Origin of the sequence: Leclercia sp. AS011, assembly GCF_037152535.1 — a bacterium.
Taxonomy (GTDB): domain Bacteria; phylum Pseudomonadota; class Gammaproteobacteria; order Enterobacterales; family Enterobacteriaceae; genus Enterobacter.
The window spans coordinates 832989-855078 of record NZ_JBBCMA010000001.1; the positions used below are offsets into that span (position 1 = coordinate 832989).

Here is a 22090-nt window from a genome sequence, read left to right on the forward strand (position 1 = left end):
GTTGGAATTTAAACGGTAGATAGCTTTACCGCCGTTTCCGCGGCAATGCTACTATCGTTGCAAGTTATCATTCGTATTTATCCTAATTAAGCGGTAGCGCGTCCTTTTCAGACCCGGACTTCATCCTCCGACTGATATACTGAACGCGTTATTAATGCAGACTAAAGTTCAAAACATGAACAGTTCAGGAGAGTTTCAATGGCTGCCGTAAATTCGAAAGTGACAAAGGCCGTTATCCCGGTTGCCGGGTTGGGAACCAGGATGCTGCCCGCAACGAAGGCAATTCCAAAAGAGATGCTGCCACTCGTTGATAAGCCTTTAATCCAGTATGTGGTCAACGAATGTATTGCCGCCGGTATTACTGAAATTGTACTGGTAACGCATTCATCCAAAAACTCTATCGAAAACCATTTCGATACCAGTTTTGAACTCGAAGCCATGCTGGAAAAACGTGTTAAGCGTCAGCTTCTGCAGGAAGTGCAGTCTATTTGCCCGCCGCACGTGACTATTATGCAGGTCCGTCAGGGTCTGGCTAAAGGTCTGGGTCATGCGGTGCTGTGTGCCCATCCTGTTGTCGGTAACGAGCCGGTGGCCGTTATTTTACCCGACGTTATTCTCGATGAGTTTGAATCCGATCTGTCCCAGGATAACCTGGCAGAAATGATTAAACGTTTCGACGAAACGGGCAGCAGCCAGATCATGGTTGAACCCGTTGAAGACGTAACCGCATACGGTGTTGTCGACTGCAAAGGCGTCGAGATGAAGCCTGGCGATAGCGTGCCTATGGTAGGCGTGGTAGAGAAGCCAAAAGCCGACGTAGCGCCATCTAATCTGGCTGTAGTAGGGCGTTATGTCCTGAGCGCAGAGATTTGGCCGCTGCTGGCGAAAACGCCTCCAGGCGCGGGCGATGAAATTCAGCTGACCGACGGCATCGATATGCTGATCGAGAAAGAGACCGTTGAAGCTTACCATATGAAAGGTAAGAGCCATGACTGCGGTAATAAACTCGGTTACATGCAGGCTTTTGTTGAATATGGTGTTCGCCACCAGACCCTGGGTGAAGAATTTAAAGGCTGGCTGAAAGAGACGCTGGGCATTAAAAACTAACCAGGCGCTGATGCGCTAAGCAAAAAAACCGGTGATAGCCTGGCTACCACCGGTTTTTTTATGGGCCTTTTCCGCGAAGCTGGCTAGACAGGGGAATAAGGGCGCCTGAAGGTTATATGACAGCATGTTACTGAATGTCACACCGTATAAAATACAGGCATAAAAAATCCCGCATTAAGCGGGATTTTCGAATAACGCTCTGGCTTATTCCTTAATCAGGAAGTCGTCCAGTTGTTTACCTTGCTCTTCCATGGCTTTTTTGATAACAGCTGGGGTGCGACCCTGGCCGGTCCATGTTTTAGATTCGCCGTTCTCATCGATGTAGCTATATTTAGCCGGGCGCGCAGCGCGTTTAGCTTTGGTGCCGGTTTTAGCAGCAGCCATGCTGTTCAGCAATTCGTTAGGATCAATACCATCAGCGATCAGCATTTCACGATATTGCTGCAGTTTACGAGTACGTTCTTCGATTTCAGCAGCCGCGGCGTTTTCTTCTTCACGACGCTCGTTAACAACGACTTCTAATTTCTCCAGCATTTCTTCAAGCGTTTCCAGAGTACATTCTCTCGCCTGGGCACGAAGAGTACGGATGTTGTTCAGAATTTTAAGTGCTTCGCTCATTGTAGTAATCTCAAACTTATAATGTGGGGGGTTTGTTGAAGTAATAATAGAGGCATAAATTGATATATGCAATAGGTCATAATGTAAGGAATTCAAAAAATACCTAATATTTGGCATTATTATTTATAACGCTAACTTAAATTCCGGCGGCGAAAAGCGGGGCTGGTTATCAAAAGATGTGCCATAAACCTGACGGCGAACTCATTTTTTGTGGGCAATTTTCTCCAGGATTATTGTTAGCCAGGATAAATATCAACCTTTCGTATTAGTAATGAAAACAGGGTTTCTTGCCGAAAGTGTTAATTATTCCTGCTCCATTCCTGACCTCGTTGCGGCAATAAAATAACAGATTTTTCCTGAACTTACCGTTATGAAACCATAATTCATTTCATCATTTTATCTGCGGTCATCACCGCAGAATCTATATCCTGACAGAGGAGTGAGTGGCCTGGAACCGCCGTAAAGCGCGCTACAGCACGGAAGACCAGACAAAATATGGTACAATCGCGCATCGGTAATAATACACATTGATTAGGGTTTAACGGCCAATGGCACAACTGTATTTCTACTATTCAGCAATGAACGCAGGTAAGTCGACCGCATTACTGCAATCCTCCTACAATTACCAGGAGCGCGGGATGCAGACCCTCGTTTACACCGCAGAGATCGATGACCGTTTTGGTAGCGGCAAGGTTAGCTCGCGAATTGGTCTGTCATCACCGGCAAAGCTATATAACCCGCAAACCAATCTGCTGGAAGAGATCCGCGCCGAGGTTGCCACTCAGGCTGTGCATTGCGTGCTGGTAGATGAGAGCCAGTTTTTAACGCGTCAGCAGGTGCATGAGTTATCAGAAGTGGTCGATGAGCTGGATATTCCGGTGCTCTGTTATGGCCTGCGGACGGATTTTCGCGGCGAGCTGTTTATTGGCAGTCAGTATTTACTGGCCTGGTCAGATAAACTGGTTGAATTGAAAACCATCTGTTTCTGCGGGCGTAAAGCGAGTATGGTGCTGCGCCTGGATCAGGCAGGTAAACCCTATGCGGAAGGCGAGCAGGTGGTAATTGGCGGCAATGAGCGCTATGTCTCCGTGTGTCGTAAACATTATAAAGAGGCGCTGGTGGTAGGCTCTCTGACGGCCATACAGGACGCCTGTCGTCGTTAAGGACGCTATTTCCGCTCTCTGTTCAGCCTTTATCACAGACATAAAAAAACCCGCCGGAGCGGGTTTTTTATTGAGCGATTAATTAAGCGCTTTTCTTCGCTTTCTTATCCGCTTTTACCGGCACCACTACAGCAGCAGGTGTTGCTGATGCAGGTACGCCTTCAGAGTATTCACGGCCGTAGTAGGTATCCAGCAGAATCTGTTTCAGCTCTGCGATCAGTGGGTAGCGCGGGTTCGCACCAGTACACTGGTCATCAAAGGCATCTTCAGACAGCTTGTCTACGTGTGCCAGGAAGTCAGCTTCCTGAACGCCCGCTTCGCGAATAGACTTCGGAATACCCAGCTCAGCTTTGATGCTTTCCAGCCATCCCAGCAGTTTCTCGATCTTCGCAGCAGTGCGGTCACCAGGTGCGCTCAGGCCCAGGTGGTCAGCGATTTCTGCGTAGCGACGGCGAGCCTGCGGACGGTCGTACTGGCTGAATGCAGTCTGCTTGGTCGGGTTGTCGTTAGCGTTATAACGGATAACGTTGGAGATCAGCAGGGCGTTCGCCAGACCGTGAGGAATGTGGAACTGAGAGCCCAGCTTGTGCGCCATGGAGTGACACACACCCAGGAAGGCGTTAGCAAACGCGATACCGGCGATGGTGGCAGCACTGTGCACACGCTCACGGGCAACCGGGTTTTTAGAGCCTTCGTTATAGGATGCTGGCAGGTTCTCTTTCAGCAGTTTCAGCGCCTGCAGAGCCTGACCGTCAGAGAACTCAGACGCCAGTACAGAAACGTAAGCTTCCAGGGCGTGAGTTACCGCATCCAGACCACCGAACGCACAGAGTGATTTCGGCATATCCATCACCAGGTTGGCATCAACAACGGCCATGTCTGGAGTCAGGGCATAGTCAGCCAGTGGGTATTTCTGGCCGGTGGTGTCGTCGGTTACAACGGCAAACGGCGTAACTTCTGAACCAGTACCGGACGTGGTGGTGATCGCCACCATTTTGGCTTTGACGCCCATTTTCGGGAACTTGTAGATACGTTTACGGATATCCATAAAGCGCAGCGCCAGTTCTTCGAAGTGAGTTTCCGGGTGCTCGTACATGACCCACATGATTTTGGCTGCATCCATTGGGGAGCCGCCGCCCAGGGCGATGATCACGTCTGGTTTGAAGGAGTTAGCCAGCTCTGCACCTTTGCGAACAACGGACAGGGTTGGGTCAGCTTCAACTTCGAAGAACACGTCCACTTCTACGCCAGCAGCTTTCAGCACAGAGGTGATCTGGTCTGCATAGCCGTTGTTGAAGAGGAAACGGTCAGTCACGATGAGCGCACGTTTGTGGCCATCAGTAATCACTTCATCCAGCGCAATTGGCAGAGAGCCACGGCGGAAGTAGATAGATTTCGGAAGTTTATGCCACAACATGTTTTCAGCTCGCTTAGCAACGGTTTTCTTGTTGATCAGGTGCTTAGGACCAACGTTCTCAGAGATGGAGTTACCACCCCATGAACCACAACCCAGAGTCAGGGAAGGCGCGAGTTTAAAGTTATACAGGTCACCGATACCACCCTGAGAAGCAGGGGTGTTAATCAGGATACGTGCGGTTTTCATCATCTGGCCGAAGTGCGCCACACGCTCAGGCTGGTTATCCTGGTCGGTGTACAGGCAAGAGGTATGACCGATACCGCCCATGGCGACCAGTTTTTCTGCTTTGATGACCGCATCGTCGAAATCTTTCGCACGGTACATGGCCAGCGTTGGAGACAGTTTCTCGTGAGCAAACGGCTCGCTTTCATCGACATCGGTCACTTCACCAATCAGGATCTTGGTGGTTACCGGTACGGTGAAGCCTGCCAGTTCAGCGATTTTATACGCTGGCTGACCTACGATGGCTGCGTTCAGTGCGCCATTTTTCAGCAGGATGTCCTGAACGGCTTTCAGTTCCTGGCCCTGCAGCAGATAGCCGCCGTGGCTGGCGAAACGTTCGCGAACGGCATCGTACACGGAGTCAACAACGACAACGGACTGCTCGGAAGCACAGATAACGCCGTTGTCGAAGGTTTTAGACATCAGTACGGAGGCAACGGCACGTTTGATATCGGCAGTTTCGTCGATAACAACCGGCGTGTTACCTGCACCTACGCCGATAGCCGGTTTACCGGAGCTATAAGCGGCTTTAACCATGCCTGGACCACCGGTCGCGAGGATCAGGTTGATGTCAGGGTGGTGCATCAGGGCGTTAGACAGCTCCACAGAAGGCTGATCGATCCAACCGATCAGATCTTTCGGTGCACCTGCAGCGATTGCCGCTTGCAGAACGATATCGGCCGCTTTGTTGGTCGCATCTTTAGCACGTGGGTGTGGAGAGAAAATGATTGCGTTACGCGTCTTCAGGCTGATGAGCGATTTGAAGATAGCAGTAGAAGTTGGGTTGGTTGTTGGAACGATACCGCAGATGATGCCGATAGGCTCTGCAATGGTGATGGTACCGAAAGTGTCATCTTCAGACAGGACGCCGCAAGTCTTCTCATCTTTATAGGCGTTGTAGATATACTCAGAAGCAAAGTGGTTTTTGATCACTTTATCTTCAATGATACCCATGCCGGATTCGGCAACGGCCATTTTAGCGAGAGGGATTCGAGCATCTGCAGCAGCCAGAGCGGCGGCGCGGAAGATTTTATCAACCTGTTCTTGGGTGAAATTGGCATATTCACGCTGGGCTTTTTTTACGCGCTCTACAAGTGCGTTAAGCTCTGCGACATTAGTAACAGCCATAATGCTCTCCTGATAATGTTAAACTCTTTTAGTAAATCAGCTGCCCGACAAGAAAGTAGTATAGTCAGCGTCATTGCCACGTGCTTAACCTACATAAAAACAAGGTGTTAACGTTTCTTTCGTTCCCCTGATTTACTAAAAGAGCCTCCAATCAGTAGCCTGGGTTCAGATACTGAATCTCCGTGGTGGCGTAATCAAGATTACTCACTTCTGAGTACGGAAAACATGATCTGTATCAATTTATCCATAAGCTGATACCTTTCAGCAGGGGTATTTTGGGGTGTTTCATCAAATGTTAAATAATTGCAAAAGCAATTGAACCACAGGAAGGTATTTAGTACACAAATATTTTACATCGTCAAATCACCATAATTCGCAATATTGTGATGAAGTGCATGCGTAAAAAGCGTATCTTCTGCGCGGTTATTGGCATTGCCATCTCTTTATCCTGATTCTTGTTTATCAGCGGAGCTAACTGTGAGCCTATCGCTCTTTGATTTCCCAACCTATTTCAAATTCTTTATCGGTCTGTTCGCGCTGGTCAACCCGGTGGGGATAATTCCCGTCTTTATCAGTATGACCAGCTATCAGACCGCGCTTGCCAGGAATAAGACCAACCTGACGGCAAACCTGTCGGTCGCTATTATCCTGCTGACCTCTCTCTATCTTGGCGACTCTATATTGCAGATTTTTGGCATCTCTATTGATTCGTTCCGCATTGCCGGTGGGATCCTGGTGGTGACCATCGCCATGTCGATGATCAGCGGCAAGCTGGGTGAGGACAAACAAAACAAGCAGGAAAAATCAGAGACTGCTATCCGCGAAAGCATTGGCGTGGTGCCCCTGGCGTTGCCTCTAATGGCCGGGCCGGGTGCCATTAGTTCTACCATCGTCTGGGGGACGCGCTACCACAACCTGATGCATTTGATTGGCTTCTCGATCGCCATCGCGCTGTTCGCATTCTGCTGTTGGGGGGTATTCCGCATTGCCCCCTGGCTGGTGCGACTGCTTGGCCAGACCGGAATCAACGTCATCACCCGTATTATGGGTTTACTGCTCATGGCGTTAGGAATTGAATTTATTGTGACCGGCCTGAAATCAATATTCCCGGGGTTGTTGGGGTAATCATTTCAAATGAAAGCGCGGCGCCAATGGCGCCGTTTTTTTTGTCATTATCAGCAAATCATATAATGAAAGTTGAAAATCGCTTTAACTATAATAAATTTTACTAATAATTTTGTTTTGTTAACTATCAAAGACTTGCCGCATACCCTCGCATCATGCTGTTCACATTCCGCCCAACAAAACTGTTATTTTACTCACACCATACTCTGGGGCTTGCTGCGGGATAACTGAGATGATATTAGTAATTTGGTGAATGATTTAGATGAATGTGCTAAATAATAGACAGTTGTTAATTTTTTGTACAAACAACGCCTGGTCTCCAGCACAACAACGTCATCGTTAAGGACATTTTCTACATCCCATTGAATAGCGGATACATTTTCCGCTTTTGATGCGCGGCAGGGTAGCCCACATCGTTACGGTAACTTCCGTAAAAGAGAATTGGTTAACAAATTTGCAAAATGTATTGGCACCCAGGAAAGCCATTTGATACTTTCCGGCCTTATATTTTCCGCAGAAATTTTTTAGATGAGAATCTTTTTCATTAACGGTTCTGACCTAAAAGAATTAAGACAGGCCTCGACAGGGGAGGACTGTTAAGAATCGACGCAAGGCGGCCAGACGAGCCGTTAGTAATAGTAAAGTCGGTGATAGCGAGAAGTAAAAACGCCTGACAGCAGCATAAACTCCTACGTTGTCAGGGAACCCCAAAAAGGGGAATTAAACAGGCTGGTAAAAAACCAGTAATTATAAAGAGTGGAGTATCAACACAATGTCCATCATCACAAAAAAAAGTCTGGTCGCGGCGGGGATTTTAACTGCGCTAATCGCGGGCAACGTTGCAATGGCTGCTGACGTACCTGCTGGAGTACAGCTGGCGGAGAAGCAAACGCTGGTGCGTAATAACGGTGCTGAGGTTCAGTCTCTGGATCCGCACAAAATTGAAGGTGTACCGGAGTCGAACGTTAACCGCGACCTGTTCGAAGGTCTGCTGGTAACTGACGTAGACGGCCACCCGGTTGCCGGGGTTGCTGAAAAATGGGAAAACAAAGACTTTAAAGTCTGGACCTTCCACCTGCGTAAAGACGCAAAATGGTCTGACGGTTCTCCGGTGACCGCACAAGATTTCGTTTATAGCTGGCAGCGCCTGGCGGATCCAAACACCGCTTCTCCGTATGCGAGCTATCTGCAGTATGGCCATATCGCCAATATCGATGACATCATCACCGGCAAAAAACCGGTTACCGACCTCGGCGTAAAAGCGATTGATGACAATACCTTTGAAGTCACCCTGAGCGAGCCAGTTCCTTATTTCTACAAACTGCTGGTGCACCCGTCCGTTTCCCCTGTTCCAAAAGCAGCGGTTGAAAAATTCGGCGAGAAGTGGACTCAGCCTGCCAATATCGTCACCAACGGCGCTTATAAGCTGAAAGCCTGGGTGGTAAACGAACGTATCGACCTGGAGCGTAATACCAACTACTGGGATAACGCGAAAACCGTTATCAACCAGGTCACTTACCTGCCAATCTCTTCTGAAGTGACTGACGTTAACCGCTACCGCAGCGGCGAAATCGACATGACCTACAACAACATGCCGATCGAACTGTTCCAGAAGCTGAAAAAAGAGATCCCGACTGAAGTTCACGTTGATCCGTATCTGTGTACCTATTACTACGAGATCAACAACCAGAAAGCGCCATTCACTGACGTTCGCGTCCGTACCGCGCTGAAGCTGGCCCTCGATCGCGACATCATCGTCAATAAAGTGAAAAACCAGGGCGACCTGCCGGCTTACAGCTACACCCCGCCGTATACCGATGGCGCGAAGCTGACCGAGCCAGAATGGTTCAAAATGACCCAGGAACAGCGTAACGCTGAAGCGAAGAAACTGCTGGCCGAAGCCGGTTATACCGCTGACAAGCCGCTGACCTTCAGCCTGCTGTACAACACCTCCGATCTGCATAAAAAACTGGCTATCGCCGTCTCCTCCATCTGGAAGAAAAACCTGGGTGCGAACGTGAAGCTGGAAAACCAGGAGTGGAAAACCTTCCTGGACAGCCGTCATCAGGGCACCTTTGATGTGGCGCGTGCTGGCTGGTGTGCGGACTATAACGAACCGACCTCCTTCCTGAACACCATGCTGAGCGACAGCTCGAACAACACCGCGCACTATAAGAGCGCAGAGTTCGATAAGCTGATCGGCGATACCCTGAAAGTCACAGACGAAGCGCAGCGCGCTGAGCTGTATTCGAAAGCAGAACAGCAGCTCGATAAAGACTCTGCGATCGTGCCGGTTTACTACTACGTGAACGCCCGTCTGGTGAAACCGTGGGTAGGTGGCTATACCGGTAAAGACCCGATGGATAATATCTACGTTAAAAACTTGTATATTATCAAGCATTAATGGCAATGAGTGGGGCGGGCAATGCTCGCCCCACGGTGTCTACTCATCGTAATACTATATAGGCACACGCCAGAAGGTACGGGCAATGTTGAAATTTATCCTACGTCGCTGTCTTGAAGCGATCCCAACGCTATTTATTCTCATAACGATCTCCTTCTTTATGATGCGTCTCGCGCCGGGTAGTCCATTTACCGGTGAACGTACGCTGCCGCCAGAAGTGATGGCGAATATCGAAGCGAAATATCATTTAAACGATCCGATCTCCACCCAGTATTTCAATTATCTGAAACAGCTGGCCCACGGCGATTTTGGACCGTCATTTAAATATAAAGATTATTCCGTAAACGATTTGGTGGCCTCGAGCTTCCCCGTTTCGGCTAAATTAGGCGCCGCGGCATTTTTACTGGCCGTTATTCTTGGCGTCACGGCGGGCGTGATTGCCGCGCTGAATCAAAATACAAAATGGGATTACGCTGTAATGGGGGTGGCAATGACCGGGGTCGTCATACCGAGTTTTGTCGTCGCACCCTTGCTGGTAATGATATTTGCCATCACCCTGAAGTGGCTGCCCGGGGGCGGCTGGAACGGCGGGGCGCTGCAATACATGATCCTGCCGATGGTGGCGCTGTCCCTGGCCTATATTGCCAGCATCGCGCGTATCACCCGTGGTTCGATGATTGAAGTGCTGCACTCTAACTTCATCCGTACCGCACGCGCGAAAGGGCTACCAATGCGGCGGATTATTTTCCGTCACGCGTTAAAGCCTGCGTTATTGCCGGTTCTCTCTTATTTAGGCCCGGCGTTCGTCGGTATCATTACCGGTTCAATGGTTATCGAAACCATCTATGGTCTGCCGGGTATTGGCCAGCTGTTCGTTAACGGCGCGCTGAACCGCGACTACTCCCTGGTATTGAGTCTGACCATCCTCGTCGGTGCGCTGACCATTTTCTTTAACGCGATTGTTGACGTGCTCTATGCCGTTATCGATCCGAAAATCCGCTACTGACACTGGAGCTCGCCATGATGTTAAGTAAGAAAAACAGCGAGGCGCTGGAAAACTTCAGTGAGAAACTGGAAGTCGAAGGACGCAGTCTCTGGCAGGATGCCCGCCGTCGCTTTATGCATAACCGCGCGGCGGTTGCCAGCCTGATTGTGCTGGTAATTATCGCCCTGTTTGTGACCTTAGCGCCTATGCTGTCGCAGTTCAGCTACTTCGATACTGACTGGAGCATGATGTCCAGCGCGCCGGATACCGAATCGGGCCACTATTTCGGCACCGACTCCTCCGGGCGTGACCTGCTGGTGCGCGTGGCCATCGGCGGACGTATCTCGCTGATGGTGGGCATCGCCGCAGCCTTCGTGGCGGTGATCCTCGGGACACTGTACGGATCGCTGTCCGGCTATCTCGGCGGCAAAGTGGATTCGGTCATGATGCGTATCCTGGAGATCCTCAACTCCTTCCCGTTCATGTTCTTCGTGATCCTGCTGGTGACCTTCTTCGGTCAGAACATCCTGCTGATCTTCGTGGCTATCGGCATGGTCTCCTGGCTGGATATGGCGCGTATCGTGCGCGGTCAGACCCTGAGCCTGAAGCGCAAAGAGTTTATCGAAGCGGCGCAGGTCGGCGGGGTCTCTACCGGCAGTATCGTGGTACGTCATATCGTGCCGAACGTGCTGGGCGTGGTGGTGGTGTATGCCTCCCTGCTGGTGCCGAGCATGATCCTGTTTGAATCCTTCCTCAGCTTCCTTGGTCTCGGTACCCAGGAGCCACTGAGTAGCTGGGGTGCGTTGCTCAGCGATGGTGCGAACTCGATGGAAGTATCACCGTGGCTGCTGCTGTTCCCGGCAGGTTTCCTGGTCGTGACACTGTTTTGTTTCAACTTTATCGGCGATGGCCTGCGTGATGCCCTCGATCCGAAAGACCGTTAAGGAGTGCCGCCATGACCATTATTGAAACGGCTTCTGCGCCACAAACCCATCAGCAGGGCAATGCGCTGCTGGATGTGAAAGATCTGCGCGTCACCTTCAAAACACCGGATGGCGACGTAACTGCGGTAAACGATCTCAACTTCAGCCTGCGGGCGGGTGAGACGCTGGGGATCGTAGGGGAATCCGGTTCCGGTAAATCCCAGACGGCCTTCGCGCTGATGGGCCTGCTGGCGCAAAACGGCGTCATCGGGGGTTCCGCCACCTTTAACGGCAGACAGATCCTCAACCTGCCGGAGAACGAGCTGAACAAGCTGCGCGCCGAGCAGATCTCGATGATTTTCCAGGATCCGATGACCTCCCTGAACCCCTACATGCGTGTGGGCGAACAGCTGATGGAAGTGCTGATGCTGCATAAAGGGCTGGGGAAAGCCGCCGCTTTTGAAGAGTCGGTGAAGATGCTGGATGCGGTGAAGATGCCGGAAGCGCGTAAGCGCATGCGCATGTTCCCGCACGAGTTTTCCGGCGGCATGCGCCAGCGTGTGATGATCGCCATGGCCCTGCTGTGCCGACCAAAACTGCTGATTGCCGATGAACCGACCACCGCGCTGGACGTCACCGTTCAGGCACAGATCATGACCCTGCTGAACGAGCTGAAGCGCGAGTTCAACACGGCGATCATCATGATAACCCACGATCTGGGCGTGGTCGCCGGGATCTGCGACAAAGTGCTGGTGATGTATGCCGGTCGCACCATGGAGTACGGTAAAGCGCGCGACGTGTTCTATAACCCGGCGCACCCATACTCTATCGGCCTGCTGAACGCCGTTCCGCGTCTGGATGCGGAAGGGGAGTCGCTGCTGACTATTCCGGGCAACCCACCGAACCTGCTGCGTCTGCCGAAAGGCTGCCCGTTCCAGCCGCGTTGTCCGCACGCGATGGAGATCTGCAACAGCGCGCCACCGCTGGAAGAGTTTGCCCCAGGCCGTCTGCGTGCCTGCTTTAAGCCGTACGAGGAGCTGGTATGACTGTCATTGACGAAAAACGTAATGTCCTGCTCGAAATCGCGGATCTGAAAGTCCACTTTGATATTAAGGATGGCAAGCAGTGGTTCTGGCAGCCGGCAAAAACTCTGAAAGCGGTAGATGGCGTAACCCTGCGCCTCTACGAAGGGGAGACCCTGGGCGTGGTGGGAGAGTCGGGCTGCGGTAAGTCCACCTTTGCCCGCGCGATTATTGGCCTCGTAAAAGCCACCGACGGCAAAGTGGCCTGGCTGGGTAAAGATCTGCTGGGCATGAAGCCTGACGAGTGGCGCGCTGTGCGTAGCGACATTCAGATGATTTTCCAGGATCCGCTGGCCTCCCTGAACCCGCGCATGACCATCGGGGAGATTATCGCCGAGCCGCTGCGCACCTATCATCCTAAGATGCCGCGTACGGAAGTGCGTGACCGCGTCAAAGCGATGATGATGAAGGTGGGCCTGCTGCCTAACCTGATCAACCGTTACCCGCATGAGTTCTCAGGCGGCCAGTGTCAGCGTATCGGGATTGCCCGCGCGCTGATCCTCGAGCCGAAACTGATTATCTGTGACGAACCGGTCTCGGCGCTGGACGTATCCATCCAGGCACAGGTGGTTAACCTGCTGCAAAAACTGCAGCGTGAGATGGGGCTGTCGCTGATCTTTATCGCCCACGACCTGGCGGTGGTGAAGCACATCTCCGATCGCGTGCTGGTAATGTATCTCGGCCATGCGGTAGAGCTGGGCACCTATGATGAGGTGTACCACAATCCGCTGCATCCTTACACCAAAGCCCTGATGTCTGCGGTGCCGGTCCCGGACCCGGATCTGGAGAAGAATAAACAGATCCAGCTGCTGGAAGGGGAACTGCCGTCGCCGATCAATCCGCCGTCCGGTTGCGTGTTCCGTACCCGCTGCCCGATTGCCGGGCCGGAGTGCGCGAAAACGCGTCCGGTACTGGAAGGCAGCTTCCGCCATGCGGTCTCCTGCCTGAAGGTCGATCCGCTCTGAGGGGATAACAGGTAATAAAAAAGGCTGCATTCGCAGCCTTTTTTTCGCGCCAGATATTATTCACGCCAGAGTATGTGGCACAGCTTATGGTCTTTCTCACGACACATCAGCACGCGGGCGAAGATGTCATTAATCTCACCGCCGTCGGTATCCGCCAGACCAATCACCACCTCAGCGAAGAAGTCCGGGTTCAGGTCATAATCGACGTGCTCTTCCCAGTCTTCGGACGGGTCGAACAGCTCGGCACCGCCGCGCTCTTCAAACTGGAGGTTGAAGAGGATCACATCTGCCGGATCGAGATTATCGACGGCCAGTTCAAGAAAGATATCGTAGGCCTGCTCGAGCGTTTCGTCTTCGGTCAGGCGATTGTTCAGATCCATTTCCATGATGACTACCTGTTTAACATCGTTGGTTGGGCACGTTTTACAGCAACGGACTAAAGAAGTAAAACAGTCGTTCGGTAATTCGCTGCCACAGCGGCCGTTTCACCCACAGTTGCGCGTCCAGCAAGCGGGAGCGGGAGATATAGTCGTCCTGTACGGCGGCCAAATCGCCACCAAAACCGGCGTCATCGATCACCAGGGTGATCTCAAAATTGAGCCACAGGCTGCGCATGTCCAGGTTAACCGTTCCTACCAGACTCAGCTCTCCGTCCACCAGCACGCTCTTGGTGTGCAGCAGCCCACCTTCGAACTGGTAGATCTTCACCCCGGCGGCCAGCAGTTCGCTGAAGAAGGCCCGGCTGGCCCAGCCCACCAGCACCGAATCGTTCTTGCGCGGCAGGATGATGCTGACGTCCACCCCACGCTGGGCGGCGGTACAGATGGCATGCAGCAGATCGTCGCTCGGCACAAAGTAGGGGGTGGTCATGATCAGGTATTCCCGGGCGGAATAGGCCGCGGTGAGTAGCGCCTGATGAATGAGGTCTTCCGGGAAGCCAGGACCGGAGGCAATGGTGTGGATGGTGTGTCCGCTGGCCTGCTCAAACGGCATAATGTTAGCATCAGGCGGCGGGGGCAGAATGCGCTTGCCGGTTTCGATCTCCCAGTCGCAGGAGTAGACCACGCCCATCGCGGTGGCGACCGGGCCTTCCATACGCGCCATCAGATCGACCCACTGGCCGACACCGGCATCCTGTTTAAAGAAGCGCGGGTCCACCATATTCATACTGCCGGTATAGGCGATGTAGTTGTCGATCAGCACCATTTTGCGGTGCTGGCGCAGGTCCATCCTGCGCAGGAACACACGCAGCAGATTAACCTTTAACGCTTCGACCACCTCTACGCCAGCATTGCGCATCATCGACGCCCAGTTGCTGCGGAAAAAGGTCACGCTGCCGGCGGAGTCGAGCATCAGACGGCAGTGAATGCCCCGACGTGCGGCGGCCATCAAGGACTCTGCCACCTGATCGGCCATCCCACCCGGTTGCCAGATGTAGAACACCATCTCAATGTTATGCCGCGCCAGCTGAATATCGCGGATCAGCGCATTCATCACGTCATCCGACGTCGTCATCAGCTGCAGCTGATTGCCCTTAACCCCGGCAATGCCCTGGCGGCGCTCGCAGAGCTGAAACAGGGAGGCGGCGACGTCGCTGTTCTCTTCGGCAAAGATATGTTTGCAGGATTTCAGGTCGTTCAGCCATTTAGCCGTTGAGGGCCACATGGCGCGGGCACGTTCTGCCCGACGTTTACCGAGATGTAGTTCACCAAAAGACAAATACGCAATAATGCCAACCAGCGGCAGGATAAAAATAATCAACAGCCATGCCATGGCGGAGGGAACGGCCCGACGCTTCATCAGGATGCGTAATGTCACCCCCGCGATAAGCAGCCAGTATCCCAGAATGAGCAGCCAACTCACCACGGTGTAGAAGGTTGTCATAATAAAAAATCCTTTTGAAAGCGTATTGTTAAGAGTTTACGCGTCAGGATTTTTCTGGCAAATAAAAACGCCAGATAAAAGCGCTGGTTTGCCGCAGGCAAGGGTCTATAATGAGCGCTCTGTTTTGGGAAGAGTTGTTAACATGAAGCGCAGTAGAACAGAAGTAGGGCGCTGGCGCATGTTGCGACAGACAGGTCGTCGCAAAGCGCGTTGGCTGGAAGCACAATCCCGCCGTAATATGCGTATCCACGCCATCAGAAAATGCAGTATGAACCGTCATCGCAATGCGTTACTGTTCGCCGTTCAGGATTACTGAATGACACAAGGGCACCCTCTGAGGTGCCCGATGTTTTTTAAAGATTCGCTATTTCAAAAAGGAGGATGAGGTGTTTGCGGATTTTGGTGTACTTAATTTCTGGACCTATGTAGTTGGGGCCATTTTCATCGTTCTGGTTCCGGGTCCCAATACCCTGTTCGTCCTGAAAACCGGTATTGGTCACGGCGTGAAAAAAGGCTACCTGGCGGCCAGCGGCGTGTTCATTGGTGATGCGGTGCTGATGTTTCTCGCCTGGGCAGGCGTGGCGGCGCTGATTCAGACCACCCCGGTGCTGTTTAATATTGTTCGCTATCTCGGGGCGTTTTATCTGTTATGGCTGGGCGGCAAGATGCTCTGGTCCGTGATCCGGCATAAACAGCAGGGTGAAGCGGGCGGTATCGAACCGGCAAAAACCATCATGAAACGTTCGCTGGTACTGAGTATGACCAACCCGAAAGCGATCCTGTTTTATGTCTCGTTCTTTGTGCAGTTCATTGACGTTCAGGCTAATAACACCGGCGTGGCCTTTATGATCCTCGCTATCACGCTGGAGATTATCAGCTTTATCTATATGAGCTTCCTGATTTTCTCCGGGGCGTTCGTCACGCGCTACCTGAAGACTAAAAAGAAACTGGCGAAGCTGGGAAATGGCTTGATCGGTTTGTTGTTTGTCGGGTTCGCGGCGCGGCTGGCGTCGCTGCACTAACGAAAAAGGCTCCTGATAAGGAGCCTTTTTTTATCCTAGAAAACTTTTTTAAACGGCTTCACCACGACGTTATCATACACGCCTGCCGCCACATACGGGTCGTCCTGCGCCCAGGCCTGTGCGGCTTCGAGCGATTCAAACTCAGCAATCACCGTTGAGCCGGTAAAGCCGGCCGCACCCGGATCGTTGCTGTCGACGGCAGGCATTGGCCCTGCGGTCAGTAATCTGCCTTCGTCATGCAGCAGTTGTAAGCGCGCCAGATGGGCAGGGCGAACGGAAAGGCGTTTTTCAAGAGAATCAGCAACATCTGTAGCAAAAATCACGTAAAGCACAGCGGAGCTCCTTAACCGATAAAAGTGTGAATTACGTTATGTGAAAGTGCAGGTGACTGCAATGCAAAGATGGCAACATTGTTAAAACCCTGCTCGTTGCGGGTCTTTTTTCGCCTGATGGACGGTTAATTGGGGCGAAGTGTAACTGGCTTATTGAATATGATTGCTATTTGCATTTAAAATCAGGGCCTGGCTTTTTAACTGAAACGATTATGACTTCAATGACCCTTGAACTCCCTCGCCGCTTTCCCTGGCCGACGCTGTTATCCGTCGGAATTCACGGAGCCGTCGTGGCGGGTCTGCTTTACACATCGGTACATCAGGTTATTGAAATGCCAGCGCCCGCGCAGCCGATTTCTGTGACCATGGTAACGCCTGCGGAGCTGGAGCCCGTGCAGGTCGCGCCACCACCGGAACCTGTTGCAGAACCCGAGCCGGAACCGGAACCAGAAATCGTTCCTGAGCCGCCAAAAGAAGCGCCTGTGGTGATCCATAAACCGGAGCCCAAGCCAAAACCGAAGCCGAAGCCAAAGCCGAAGCCAGAGAAAAAGGTGGAAGAGCGTCCGAAGCGTGAAGAGCGCCCGGTCGAGCCTCGCACCACCCAGCCGGTTGAGAGAGCGGCCCCGACTCGTCCGGTGATGAATACTTCCCCGACGACCACTAAGCCGGTCGCCGCTGCCCCTGCGGGTCCGCGCGCGCTGAGTCGCAACCAGCCACAATACCCGTCCCGTGCGCAAGCACTCCGCATCGAAGGGCGTGTTCGCGTGAAATTTGACGTGACCGCAGACGGGCGGGTGGATAATGTCCAGATTCTTTCCGCCCAGCCATCGAATATGTTTGAGCGTGAAGTAAAAAATGCGATGCGTAGATGGCGTTACGAAGCCGGTAAGCCAGGCAGCGGGCTGGTGGTGAATATTGTTTTCCGCATGAACGGCGGGGCGCAGATGGAATAAATAAGAAAGCCTCCTGACGGAGGCTTTTTTTTGCGGCCTGTATCTCAAATCTGAGGCAGGGGACGAGGCTTCCCGTCGTTATCCACGGCGACATAGATAAACAGTGCTTCGGTCGCTTTGTAACGCTGACCGATAGGCTCAGAAGAGACCTTTTTCACCCACACCTCAATGTTAATCGACACCGAGGTATTGCCGCGCTTTACGCAGCGCGCGTAACAGCAGACGACATCCCCCACCGCGACAGGGCGCAGGAAGGTCATGCCATCGACCCGGACCGTCACCACCCGTCCCTGAGCTATCTCTTTGGCGAGGATCGCCCCGCCCATATCCATCTGCGACATCAGCCAGCCGCCAAAAATATCACCGTTCGCATTGGTGTCGGCGGGCATTGCAAGCGTGCGTAAAACCAGTTCGCCCTGAGGAGCGTCTTGAGTTGTCATTATTATCTCAGCTTATAACGAAGTGGCCAGCGCCTGAGGTGCGCTGGCCGGGGGATCAATTCTTGTCGTCCTGCGGCATGTGGCGGTAAATGTAGACGCCGCTCAGCAGGGTGAAAATCAGCGTTAAGGCGGTCAGGCCAAAGACTTTGAAGTTGACCCAGATATTCTGCGGCAGCCAGAAGGCGATATAGATATTCGCCAAACCGCAAAGAATAAAGAACACCGCCCAGGCAATATTCAGGCGCGACCAGACGCTCTGCGGCAGGGCCAGCTCTTTACCCAGCATGCGCTGAATGAGCGGCTTTTTCATCACCCACTGGCTGAACAGCAGGGCCCCGGCAAACAGCACGTAGATAACGGTCACTTTCCACTTGATGAACTCGTCGTTGTGGAAAAAGATGGTTAACCCGCCAAAGAAGGCCACCAGCACGAAGGTGATCAAGGCCATCTTTTCGACCTTGCGGTAGCGCACCCAGCTGTAGATCAGCACTATTGCGGTGGCGACGATCAGCGCGGTGGTTGCCGCATAGATGTCATAGAGCTTGTAGAAGGCAAAAAAGACAACCAGGGGTAAAAAATCAAGAAACTGCTTCATTCTTCGATTCCATCATCTGCGACGGCCTGGGCGTGGTGCTCAGGCCATCAGAAAAATTACTGACGAATTAGCGTATACAGGCGGAACAAGTAGACGAGCAATACCGCTGAGATCAGGTTGCTCACCGTATTTGCCACTACGGCACCGACGTTCGGGGTCAGTACGGCCAGGTTCGGGGCAAACAGCAGCAGCAGGGTTTTAGCCAGCAGCCAGCTCATTACCGCCGGGGCAACCAGACGCATATTAGACCATGCCAGGCGGATGCTGCTACGCATGGCGACAAAAATGCCCATTCGGTCCTGTACGACCATAATCGGCGCGAAGGCGAGCACAATCGCTAACAGTACCCCCGGCACCACGACCAGCATAATCCCTAACTGCACCAGCATGGTGGTTAAAAAGATCAGGATGAACAGCTTCGGCAGCAGCGGTGCGCTGGCACCAATCGCCCGCAGGGCGCTGACGCGATGGCCGGCCGAGACCAGCTGGATCATTAACAGCACGCCACCCGCCAGAATGGCATTGCCAATCAAACCGGAAAAGGTGGTGGCGGCAGAGGCGCGCAACAGGATCTGCTGCTGCTCTGGCGTCATATTCTGCACCATCTCAAACAGCCCGACGCTGCTGGCGATCTGGTCGCCCTGGCTCAGGCTGGCAATCTGCTCCTCACTCGGCGAAAAGGCATGACCAAGTACCACCGTGATTAATGCGCACAACAAGGCGATCAGTAAAAAGGTAATGAACTGATTGCGGAAGAAATTCCCCGTGTCACGGTAGACAGACTTCGCCGTGATAGACATGCACTCTCCTTGAGTATTGCAGGTATTAATTAGCGGGCAATTGTACCCTGGATAACTCCCCGGTGGCAGTATCAAGCCTTGTATGGAAAAGCATATCTTTGTAAAGCACCCGCAATGCCCCGCTGTAATTTTGTGCGGTTGCTATCCCGCTGCGCTGTATTGACCCGAAACGGCAAAATTGATCCAGATGACCACTACCAATTTTTGCCGTTTGTTGGAAAAATTAATTTAGATCAATGAATGTTAAATTGCTGAATCTAATGTGATCCCAACGAGATCACTTAGTAATCATTTATAGGTATATTCCGTTCCTCAATAAAACCATAACGAGGGAATGGATATGAAAAAAGCAGCGATGGCAGCCCTGATTCTGAGCACGCTTTCCGGCGGCGCAATGGCCCACGAAGCAGGCGAGTTCTTTTTCCGTCTGGGGACCGCCACGGTACGTCCTACCGAAGGCTCGGACAATGTTCTGGGGCTGGGCGGTTTTAACGTCAGTAACAATACCCAGGCCGGAATGACCTTTACCTGGATGGCCACCGACAACGTCGGCGTTGAACTGCTGGCGGCCACGCCGTTTCGTCACAAGGTAGGTACGGGCCCGACCGGGGATATCGCCACCGTACATCATCTGCCCCCTACGCTGATGGCCCAGTGGTATTTTGGCGATGCGGGCAGCAAGGTTCGCCCCTATATTGGTGCCGGGGTTAACTACACCACCTTCTTTGATGAAAAGTTTAACGATACCGGTAAAGCGGCGGGTCTGTCCGATCTGAGCCTGAAAGATTCATGGGGCGCAGCGGGGCAGGTGGGGCTGGATTATCTCATCAACCGCGACTGGCTGATTAACATGTCGGTCTGGTATATGGATATCGACACCGAGGTGCGCTTTAAGGCGGGGGATCAACAGCAAAATATCAGCACCCGTCTGGATCCGTGGGTGTTTATGTTCTCGGCGGGGTACCGCTTCTGATGAAAAGAAGGCCCCGAGGGGCCTTCTGTATTTATCGACGACCCAGCAGCAGGCCGAGGACAATGCCCACTGCGCCTGCGGCAATAAGGCCGGTAAGAGGATTATTTTTTACCGCGTCGGTAACATCAGTCACTACGTCACTGGCCTGCGCGGCATATTTGCGCCCGGCACCTTTCAACTGATGTTTTGGTGAATCAACAAATTCGCCAAACTGCTGCTGGGCAGCACCAGCCGCTTCGTTCAGCTTGTTCTTCGCTTTATCACCAGCATATTGTGCATCATTATCAAGATTTTGTTCTGACATAACGTTCTCCTTTTGTAGTCAATGTAAAGCATAGACTCCATAGAGATATCCTGAAGAAAATGGGATTAATACTTAAGAAACGGGTGGCCAGTCGCCACCCTGGTGTTACTTCTGGATCAGATAACGGATGGTGGGACCATCCTGCTGAATATCCAGCACTGTATAGCCGTGGTTTTTGGCATCCAGCGGAATATTGTTGATGGATTGCGGACAGTCACTCACCACCTCGAGGATCTCGCCTTTTTTCAACTGCGGCATCGCCTCAAGGGTTGCGACGGCCGGGTAGGGGCAAGGTTCACCCACCATATCGAGGCGGTAATCGGGAACGATCTCTTTCATGCGGCTTCCTCACGTCTTTCAGTATTCACGGCAGCGCGACGGAAGAAGCGTTTCTCCTGCGCCAGCACCAGTAAAAAGGCGATCAACAGCAAAAGGTAGGTCACCAGCAGCCCGCCCAGCGGACCGAAGGTATTGAGAAGATTGACCTTATCCCAGTTGGTTGCCAGCGCCGGGGCAAAATCATCCCAGTAATATGCCAGCAGGGTTGAGCCAATCACGTTACCCAGACCGACCCACCAGTAGTGAACCTGACCTTCAACCGCACGGTACATCCAGCCCGTTTCGCAGCCGCCCGCCAGTACAATCCCGAAGCCAAACAGCAGCCCGCCGATAATAGCGTTCGGCCCGGCCCACATGATTTTGGGGGCCACGCCCAGCTGGACGTAGCTAAAAATGCCGATGGCGCTCACCGCCATCCCGGCGATGATCGCTTTCGCCATCATGGTGCGCCCGGTGATCCACATATCCCGGAAGGCCGAGGTAAAACAGATCTGCGCCCGCTCAATCAGCAGACCAAAGCCGACCCCGAACAGCATCGCCAGCCCGAGTTTGGGCTGATCCAGCGCGGTACAGAGCGCCCAGGCCAACATCCCAAAGAGCACCAGCATCCCGAAACGAAAGCGGCGGCGGGCCTGATCGGGCTTCTGGGTCAGCGGCGAGGCGGCGCTCACCTTTTGCATGTTGACCGGGATACGGAACAGCGGCAGCAGCGTGAAGCGTGCGCCAAAGTACGAGCCCACGGCGGTAGCCAGGGCGAAGAACCAGGCGTGCAGGGAGAACTGGGGAATGCCGGTGAAGAAGGCGGCCAGGTTACAGCCCATCGCCAGACGCGCGCCAAACCCGGCGATGATGCCCCCGATGACCGCCTGAGCGATGCGGATCCGGCTCTTCGGCATGCGCAGTTTGACGTTGTTGGCCCACAGTGCGGCAGCGAAACAGCCGCCGAACATACCGATGATCATCATCCCGTCGATACGGGTGAGCGGTGTGCCTTCGAGATGGATCAGTTTGAAATAGCCCCACTCTTCGGTATGCACGCCCGCCAGCTGCAATAGCTGACCGCCCCAGCGGGTGAATTCGCCAGTGACGGCCCAGAAGGTGCCGGTGATGCCGAAGTAGTAGGTAGAGAGGATGCCTGCTGCAATAACCGCAGGAACGGGGGACCAGAACTTAATCAAATAAGTCTGTTTAAAGTGTTGCCACGACATAGATAAGCCTCTGAACTCAGAAGGTTTAAGGAGTAAGAATGAAAATACGGGGGGGATAATACGCCGGGAAACACATTTGAACAGCGTTAAATGCACGAAAG

23 protein-coding genes and 1 pseudogene are annotated in these 22090 nt (G+C 52.8%); 12 read left to right on the plus strand and 12 right to left on the minus strand.

Translation table 11 applies throughout. The annotated features are described in order from the left end of the window. Window positions 1–198: 198 nt before the first annotated feature. On the plus strand, window positions 199–1107 hold the full coding sequence (gene galU, locus WFO70_RS03860) for a UTP--glucose-1-phosphate uridylyltransferase GalU (RefSeq protein ID WP_337014736.1): 909 nt from the start codon (window positions 199–201) through the stop codon (window positions 1105–1107). A gap of 204 nt (window positions 1108–1311) precedes the next feature. Here galU and hns read toward each other — a convergent pair whose 3' ends face one another. Next, complete coding sequence (gene hns / locus WFO70_RS03865; RefSeq protein ID WP_337014737.1) at window positions 1312–1725, minus strand: histone-like nucleoid-structuring protein H-NS; 414 nt, start codon at window positions 1723–1725, stop codon at window positions 1312–1314. A gap of 548 nt (window positions 1726–2273) precedes the next feature. Between hns and tdk the strand changes: the two genes are divergently transcribed. Next, a complete protein-coding gene (gene tdk, locus WFO70_RS03870; RefSeq protein WP_285111319.1) occupies window positions 2274–2888 on the plus strand; it encodes a thymidine kinase in 615 nt (204 codons plus the stop codon). Between the two features lie 82 nt (window positions 2889–2970). Here the strand turns inward: tdk and adhE are convergent, their stop codons facing one another. Next, window positions 2971–5655: a bifunctional acetaldehyde-CoA/alcohol dehydrogenase gene (gene adhE / locus WFO70_RS03875; RefSeq protein WP_337014738.1), complete on the minus strand. Its 2685-nt coding sequence runs from the start codon at window positions 5653–5655 to the stop codon at window positions 2971–2973. A 477-nt stretch (window positions 5656–6132) separates the two neighbouring features. Between adhE and WFO70_RS03880 the strand changes: the two genes are divergently transcribed. From WFO70_RS03880 to oppF, 6 genes are all read left to right on the plus strand, one after another. After that, complete coding sequence (locus WFO70_RS03880) at window positions 6133–6780, plus strand: YchE family NAAT transporter (RefSeq protein ID WP_103179918.1); 648 nt, start codon at window positions 6133–6135, stop codon at window positions 6778–6780. Window positions 6781–7552: 772 nt separating this feature from the next. Next, window positions 7553–9184 (plus strand): oligopeptide ABC transporter substrate-binding protein OppA, encoded by a 1632-nt coding sequence (gene oppA / locus WFO70_RS03885; protein WP_337014739.1) that lies wholly within the window; start codon window positions 7553–7555, stop codon window positions 9182–9184. 85 nt (window positions 9185–9269) lie between these two features. After that, on the plus strand, window positions 9270–10190 hold the full coding sequence (gene oppB, locus WFO70_RS03890) for an oligopeptide ABC transporter permease OppB (protein ID WP_032611266.1): 921 nt from the start codon (window positions 9270–9272) through the stop codon (window positions 10188–10190). Between the two features lie 14 nt (window positions 10191–10204). Then, a complete protein-coding gene (oppC, locus tag WFO70_RS03895) occupies window positions 10205–11113 on the plus strand; it encodes an oligopeptide ABC transporter permease OppC (protein WP_337014740.1) in 909 nt (302 codons plus the stop codon). An 11-nt stretch (window positions 11114–11124) separates the two neighbouring features. Continuing rightward, window positions 11125–12138 (plus strand): ABC transporter ATP-binding protein, encoded by a 1014-nt coding sequence (locus WFO70_RS03900; protein ID WP_337014741.1) that lies wholly within the window; start codon window positions 11125–11127, stop codon window positions 12136–12138. Then, complete coding sequence (oppF, locus tag WFO70_RS03905; protein WP_106993178.1) at window positions 12135–13139, plus strand: murein tripeptide/oligopeptide ABC transporter ATP-binding protein OppF; 1005 nt, start codon at window positions 12135–12137, stop codon at window positions 13137–13139. The genes WFO70_RS03900 and oppF overlap by 4 nt, the downstream gene beginning before the upstream one ends. A 56-nt stretch (window positions 13140–13195) precedes the next feature. On the opposite strand, the gene WFO70_RS03910 is transcribed toward oppF, so the two are convergent. Next, window positions 13196–13525, minus strand: a complete 330-nt coding sequence (locus WFO70_RS03910; RefSeq protein WP_337014742.1) for an HI1450 family dsDNA-mimic protein — start codon at window positions 13523–13525, stop codon at window positions 13196–13198. Between the two features lie 37 nt (window positions 13526–13562). Beyond that, complete coding sequence (cls, locus tag WFO70_RS03915) at window positions 13563–15023, minus strand: cardiolipin synthase (RefSeq protein ID WP_337014743.1); 1461 nt, start codon at window positions 15021–15023, stop codon at window positions 13563–13565. 142 nt (window positions 15024–15165) lie between these two features. Here cls and WFO70_RS03920 point away from each other — a divergent pair, with 142 nt between their 5' ends. Then, window positions 15166–15339 carry a YciY family protein gene (locus WFO70_RS03920; protein WP_098946243.1) on the plus strand — a complete coding sequence of 58 codons (174 nt, stop codon included), beginning with the start codon at window positions 15166–15168 and terminating at the stop codon, window positions 15337–15339. Window positions 15340–15409: 70 nt separating this feature from the next. Further along, on the plus strand, window positions 15410–16045 hold the full coding sequence (gene leuE, locus WFO70_RS03925; RefSeq protein ID WP_337014744.1) for a leucine efflux protein LeuE: 636 nt from the start codon (window positions 15410–15412) through the stop codon (window positions 16043–16045). Between the two features lie 35 nt (window positions 16046–16080). On the opposite strand, the gene WFO70_RS03930 is transcribed toward leuE, so the two are convergent. Further along, window positions 16081–16377 (minus strand): YciI family protein, encoded by a 297-nt coding sequence (locus WFO70_RS03930; RefSeq protein WP_337014745.1) that lies wholly within the window; start codon window positions 16375–16377, stop codon window positions 16081–16083. Window positions 16378–16598: 221 nt separating this feature from the next. Here WFO70_RS03930 and tonB point away from each other — a divergent pair, with 221 nt between their 5' ends. Continuing rightward, window positions 16599–17330 carry a TonB system transport protein TonB gene (tonB, locus tag WFO70_RS03935; RefSeq protein ID WP_337016593.1) on the plus strand — a complete coding sequence of 244 codons (732 nt, stop codon included), beginning with the start codon at window positions 16599–16601 and terminating at the stop codon, window positions 17328–17330. 44 nt (window positions 17331–17374) lie between these two features. Here the strand turns inward: tonB and yciA are convergent, their stop codons facing one another. The 4 genes and pseudogenes from yciA to WFO70_RS03955 form a co-directional block, all read right to left on the minus strand. After that, window positions 17375–17770, minus strand: a complete 396-nt coding sequence (gene yciA, locus WFO70_RS03940; RefSeq protein ID WP_337014746.1) for an acyl-CoA thioester hydrolase YciA — start codon at window positions 17768–17770, stop codon at window positions 17375–17377. A 55-nt stretch (window positions 17771–17825) separates the two neighbouring features. Then, window positions 17826–18365: a septation protein A gene (locus WFO70_RS03945; protein WP_337014747.1), complete on the minus strand. Its 540-nt coding sequence runs from the start codon at window positions 18363–18365 to the stop codon at window positions 17826–17828. A gap of 56 nt (window positions 18366–18421) precedes the next feature. Next, window positions 18422–19165, minus strand: a complete 744-nt coding sequence (locus WFO70_RS03950) for a YciC family protein (protein WP_337014748.1) — start codon at window positions 19163–19165, stop codon at window positions 18422–18424. 25 nt (window positions 19166–19190) lie between these two features. Continuing rightward, window positions 19191–19271: pseudogene (locus WFO70_RS03955) on the minus strand (YkgJ family cysteine cluster protein); the annotation flags it as partial. A 234-nt stretch (window positions 19272–19505) separates the two neighbouring features. Here WFO70_RS03955 and ompW point away from each other — a divergent pair. Continuing rightward, window positions 19506–20138 carry an outer membrane protein OmpW gene (gene ompW, locus WFO70_RS03960; protein WP_337014749.1) on the plus strand — a complete coding sequence of 211 codons (633 nt, stop codon included), beginning with the start codon at window positions 19506–19508 and terminating at the stop codon, window positions 20136–20138. Window positions 20139–20169: 31 nt separating this feature from the next. Here the strand turns inward: ompW and WFO70_RS03965 are convergent, their stop codons facing one another. The 3 genes from WFO70_RS03965 to yedE all read right to left on the minus strand — a co-directional run bounded on the left by WFO70_RS03965 (window position 20170) and on the right by yedE (window position 21989). Next, window positions 20170–20442, minus strand: coding sequence for a DUF883 family protein (locus WFO70_RS03965; RefSeq protein WP_337014750.1), 273 nt, complete (start codon window positions 20440–20442; stop codon window positions 20170–20172). 105 nt (window positions 20443–20547) lie between these two features. Beyond that, window positions 20548–20781, minus strand: coding sequence for a sulfurtransferase-like selenium metabolism protein YedF (gene yedF / locus WFO70_RS03970; RefSeq protein WP_039030671.1), 234 nt, complete (start codon window positions 20779–20781; stop codon window positions 20548–20550). Continuing rightward, window positions 20778–21989 (minus strand): selenium metabolism membrane protein YedE/FdhT, encoded by a 1212-nt coding sequence (gene yedE, locus WFO70_RS03975; RefSeq protein WP_337014751.1) that lies wholly within the window; start codon window positions 21987–21989, stop codon window positions 20778–20780. The genes yedF and yedE overlap by 4 nt, the downstream gene beginning before the upstream one ends. Window positions 21990–22090 lie beyond the last annotated feature (101 nt).

Coding starts and splice junctions, on each gene's coding strand:
- tdk (WP_285111319.1), top strand. CDS start 2,274: ATGGCACAACTGTATTTCTACTATTCAGCAATGAACGCAGGTAAGTCG.
- tonB (WP_337016593.1), top strand. CDS start 16,599: ATGACCCTTGAACTCCCTCGCCGCTTTCCCTGGCCGACGCTGTTATCC.
- WFO70_RS03945 (WP_337014747.1), bottom strand. CDS start 18,365: ATGAAGCAGTTTCTTGATTTTTTACCCCTGGTTGTCTTTTTTGCCTTC.
- oppF (WP_106993178.1), top strand. CDS start 12,135: ATGACTGTCATTGACGAAAAACGTAATGTCCTGCTCGAAATCGCGGAT.
- adhE (WP_337014738.1), bottom strand. CDS start 5,655: ATGGCTGTTACTAATGTCGCAGAGCTTAACGCACTTGTAGAGCGCGTA.
- WFO70_RS03965 (WP_337014750.1), bottom strand. CDS start 20,442: ATGTCAGAACAAAATCTTGATAATGATGCACAATATGCTGGTGATAAA.
- yciA (WP_337014746.1), bottom strand. CDS start 17,770: ATGACAACTCAAGACGCTCCTCAGGGCGAACTGGTTTTACGCACGCTT.
- yedF (WP_039030671.1), bottom strand. CDS start 20,781: ATGAAAGAGATCGTTCCCGATTACCGCCTCGATATGGTGGGTGAACCT.
- galU (WP_337014736.1), top strand. CDS start 199: ATGGCTGCCGTAAATTCGAAAGTGACAAAGGCCGTTATCCCGGTTGCC.
- cls (WP_337014743.1), bottom strand. CDS start 15,023: ATGACAACCTTCTACACCGTGGTGAGTTGGCTGCTCATTCTGGGATAC.
- WFO70_RS03900 (WP_337014741.1), top strand. CDS start 11,125: ATGACCATTATTGAAACGGCTTCTGCGCCACAAACCCATCAGCAGGGC.
- oppA (WP_337014739.1), top strand. CDS start 7,553: ATGTCCATCATCACAAAAAAAAGTCTGGTCGCGGCGGGGATTTTAACT.
- oppB (WP_032611266.1), top strand. CDS start 9,270: ATGTTGAAATTTATCCTACGTCGCTGTCTTGAAGCGATCCCAACGCTA.
- ompW (WP_337014749.1), top strand. CDS start 19,506: ATGAAAAAAGCAGCGATGGCAGCCCTGATTCTGAGCACGCTTTCCGGC.
- WFO70_RS03910 (WP_337014742.1), bottom strand. CDS start 13,525: ATGGAAATGGATCTGAACAATCGCCTGACCGAAGACGAAACGCTCGAG.
- hns (WP_337014737.1), bottom strand. CDS start 1,725: ATGAGCGAAGCACTTAAAATTCTGAACAACATCCGTACTCTTCGTGCC.
- yedE (WP_337014751.1), bottom strand. CDS start 21,989: ATGTCGTGGCAACACTTTAAACAGACTTATTTGATTAAGTTCTGGTCC.
- WFO70_RS03920 (WP_098946243.1), top strand. CDS start 15,166: ATGAAGCGCAGTAGAACAGAAGTAGGGCGCTGGCGCATGTTGCGACAG.
- oppC (WP_337014740.1), top strand. CDS start 10,205: ATGATGTTAAGTAAGAAAAACAGCGAGGCGCTGGAAAACTTCAGTGAG.
- WFO70_RS03950 (WP_337014748.1), bottom strand. CDS start 19,165: ATGTCTATCACGGCGAAGTCTGTCTACCGTGACACGGGGAATTTCTTC.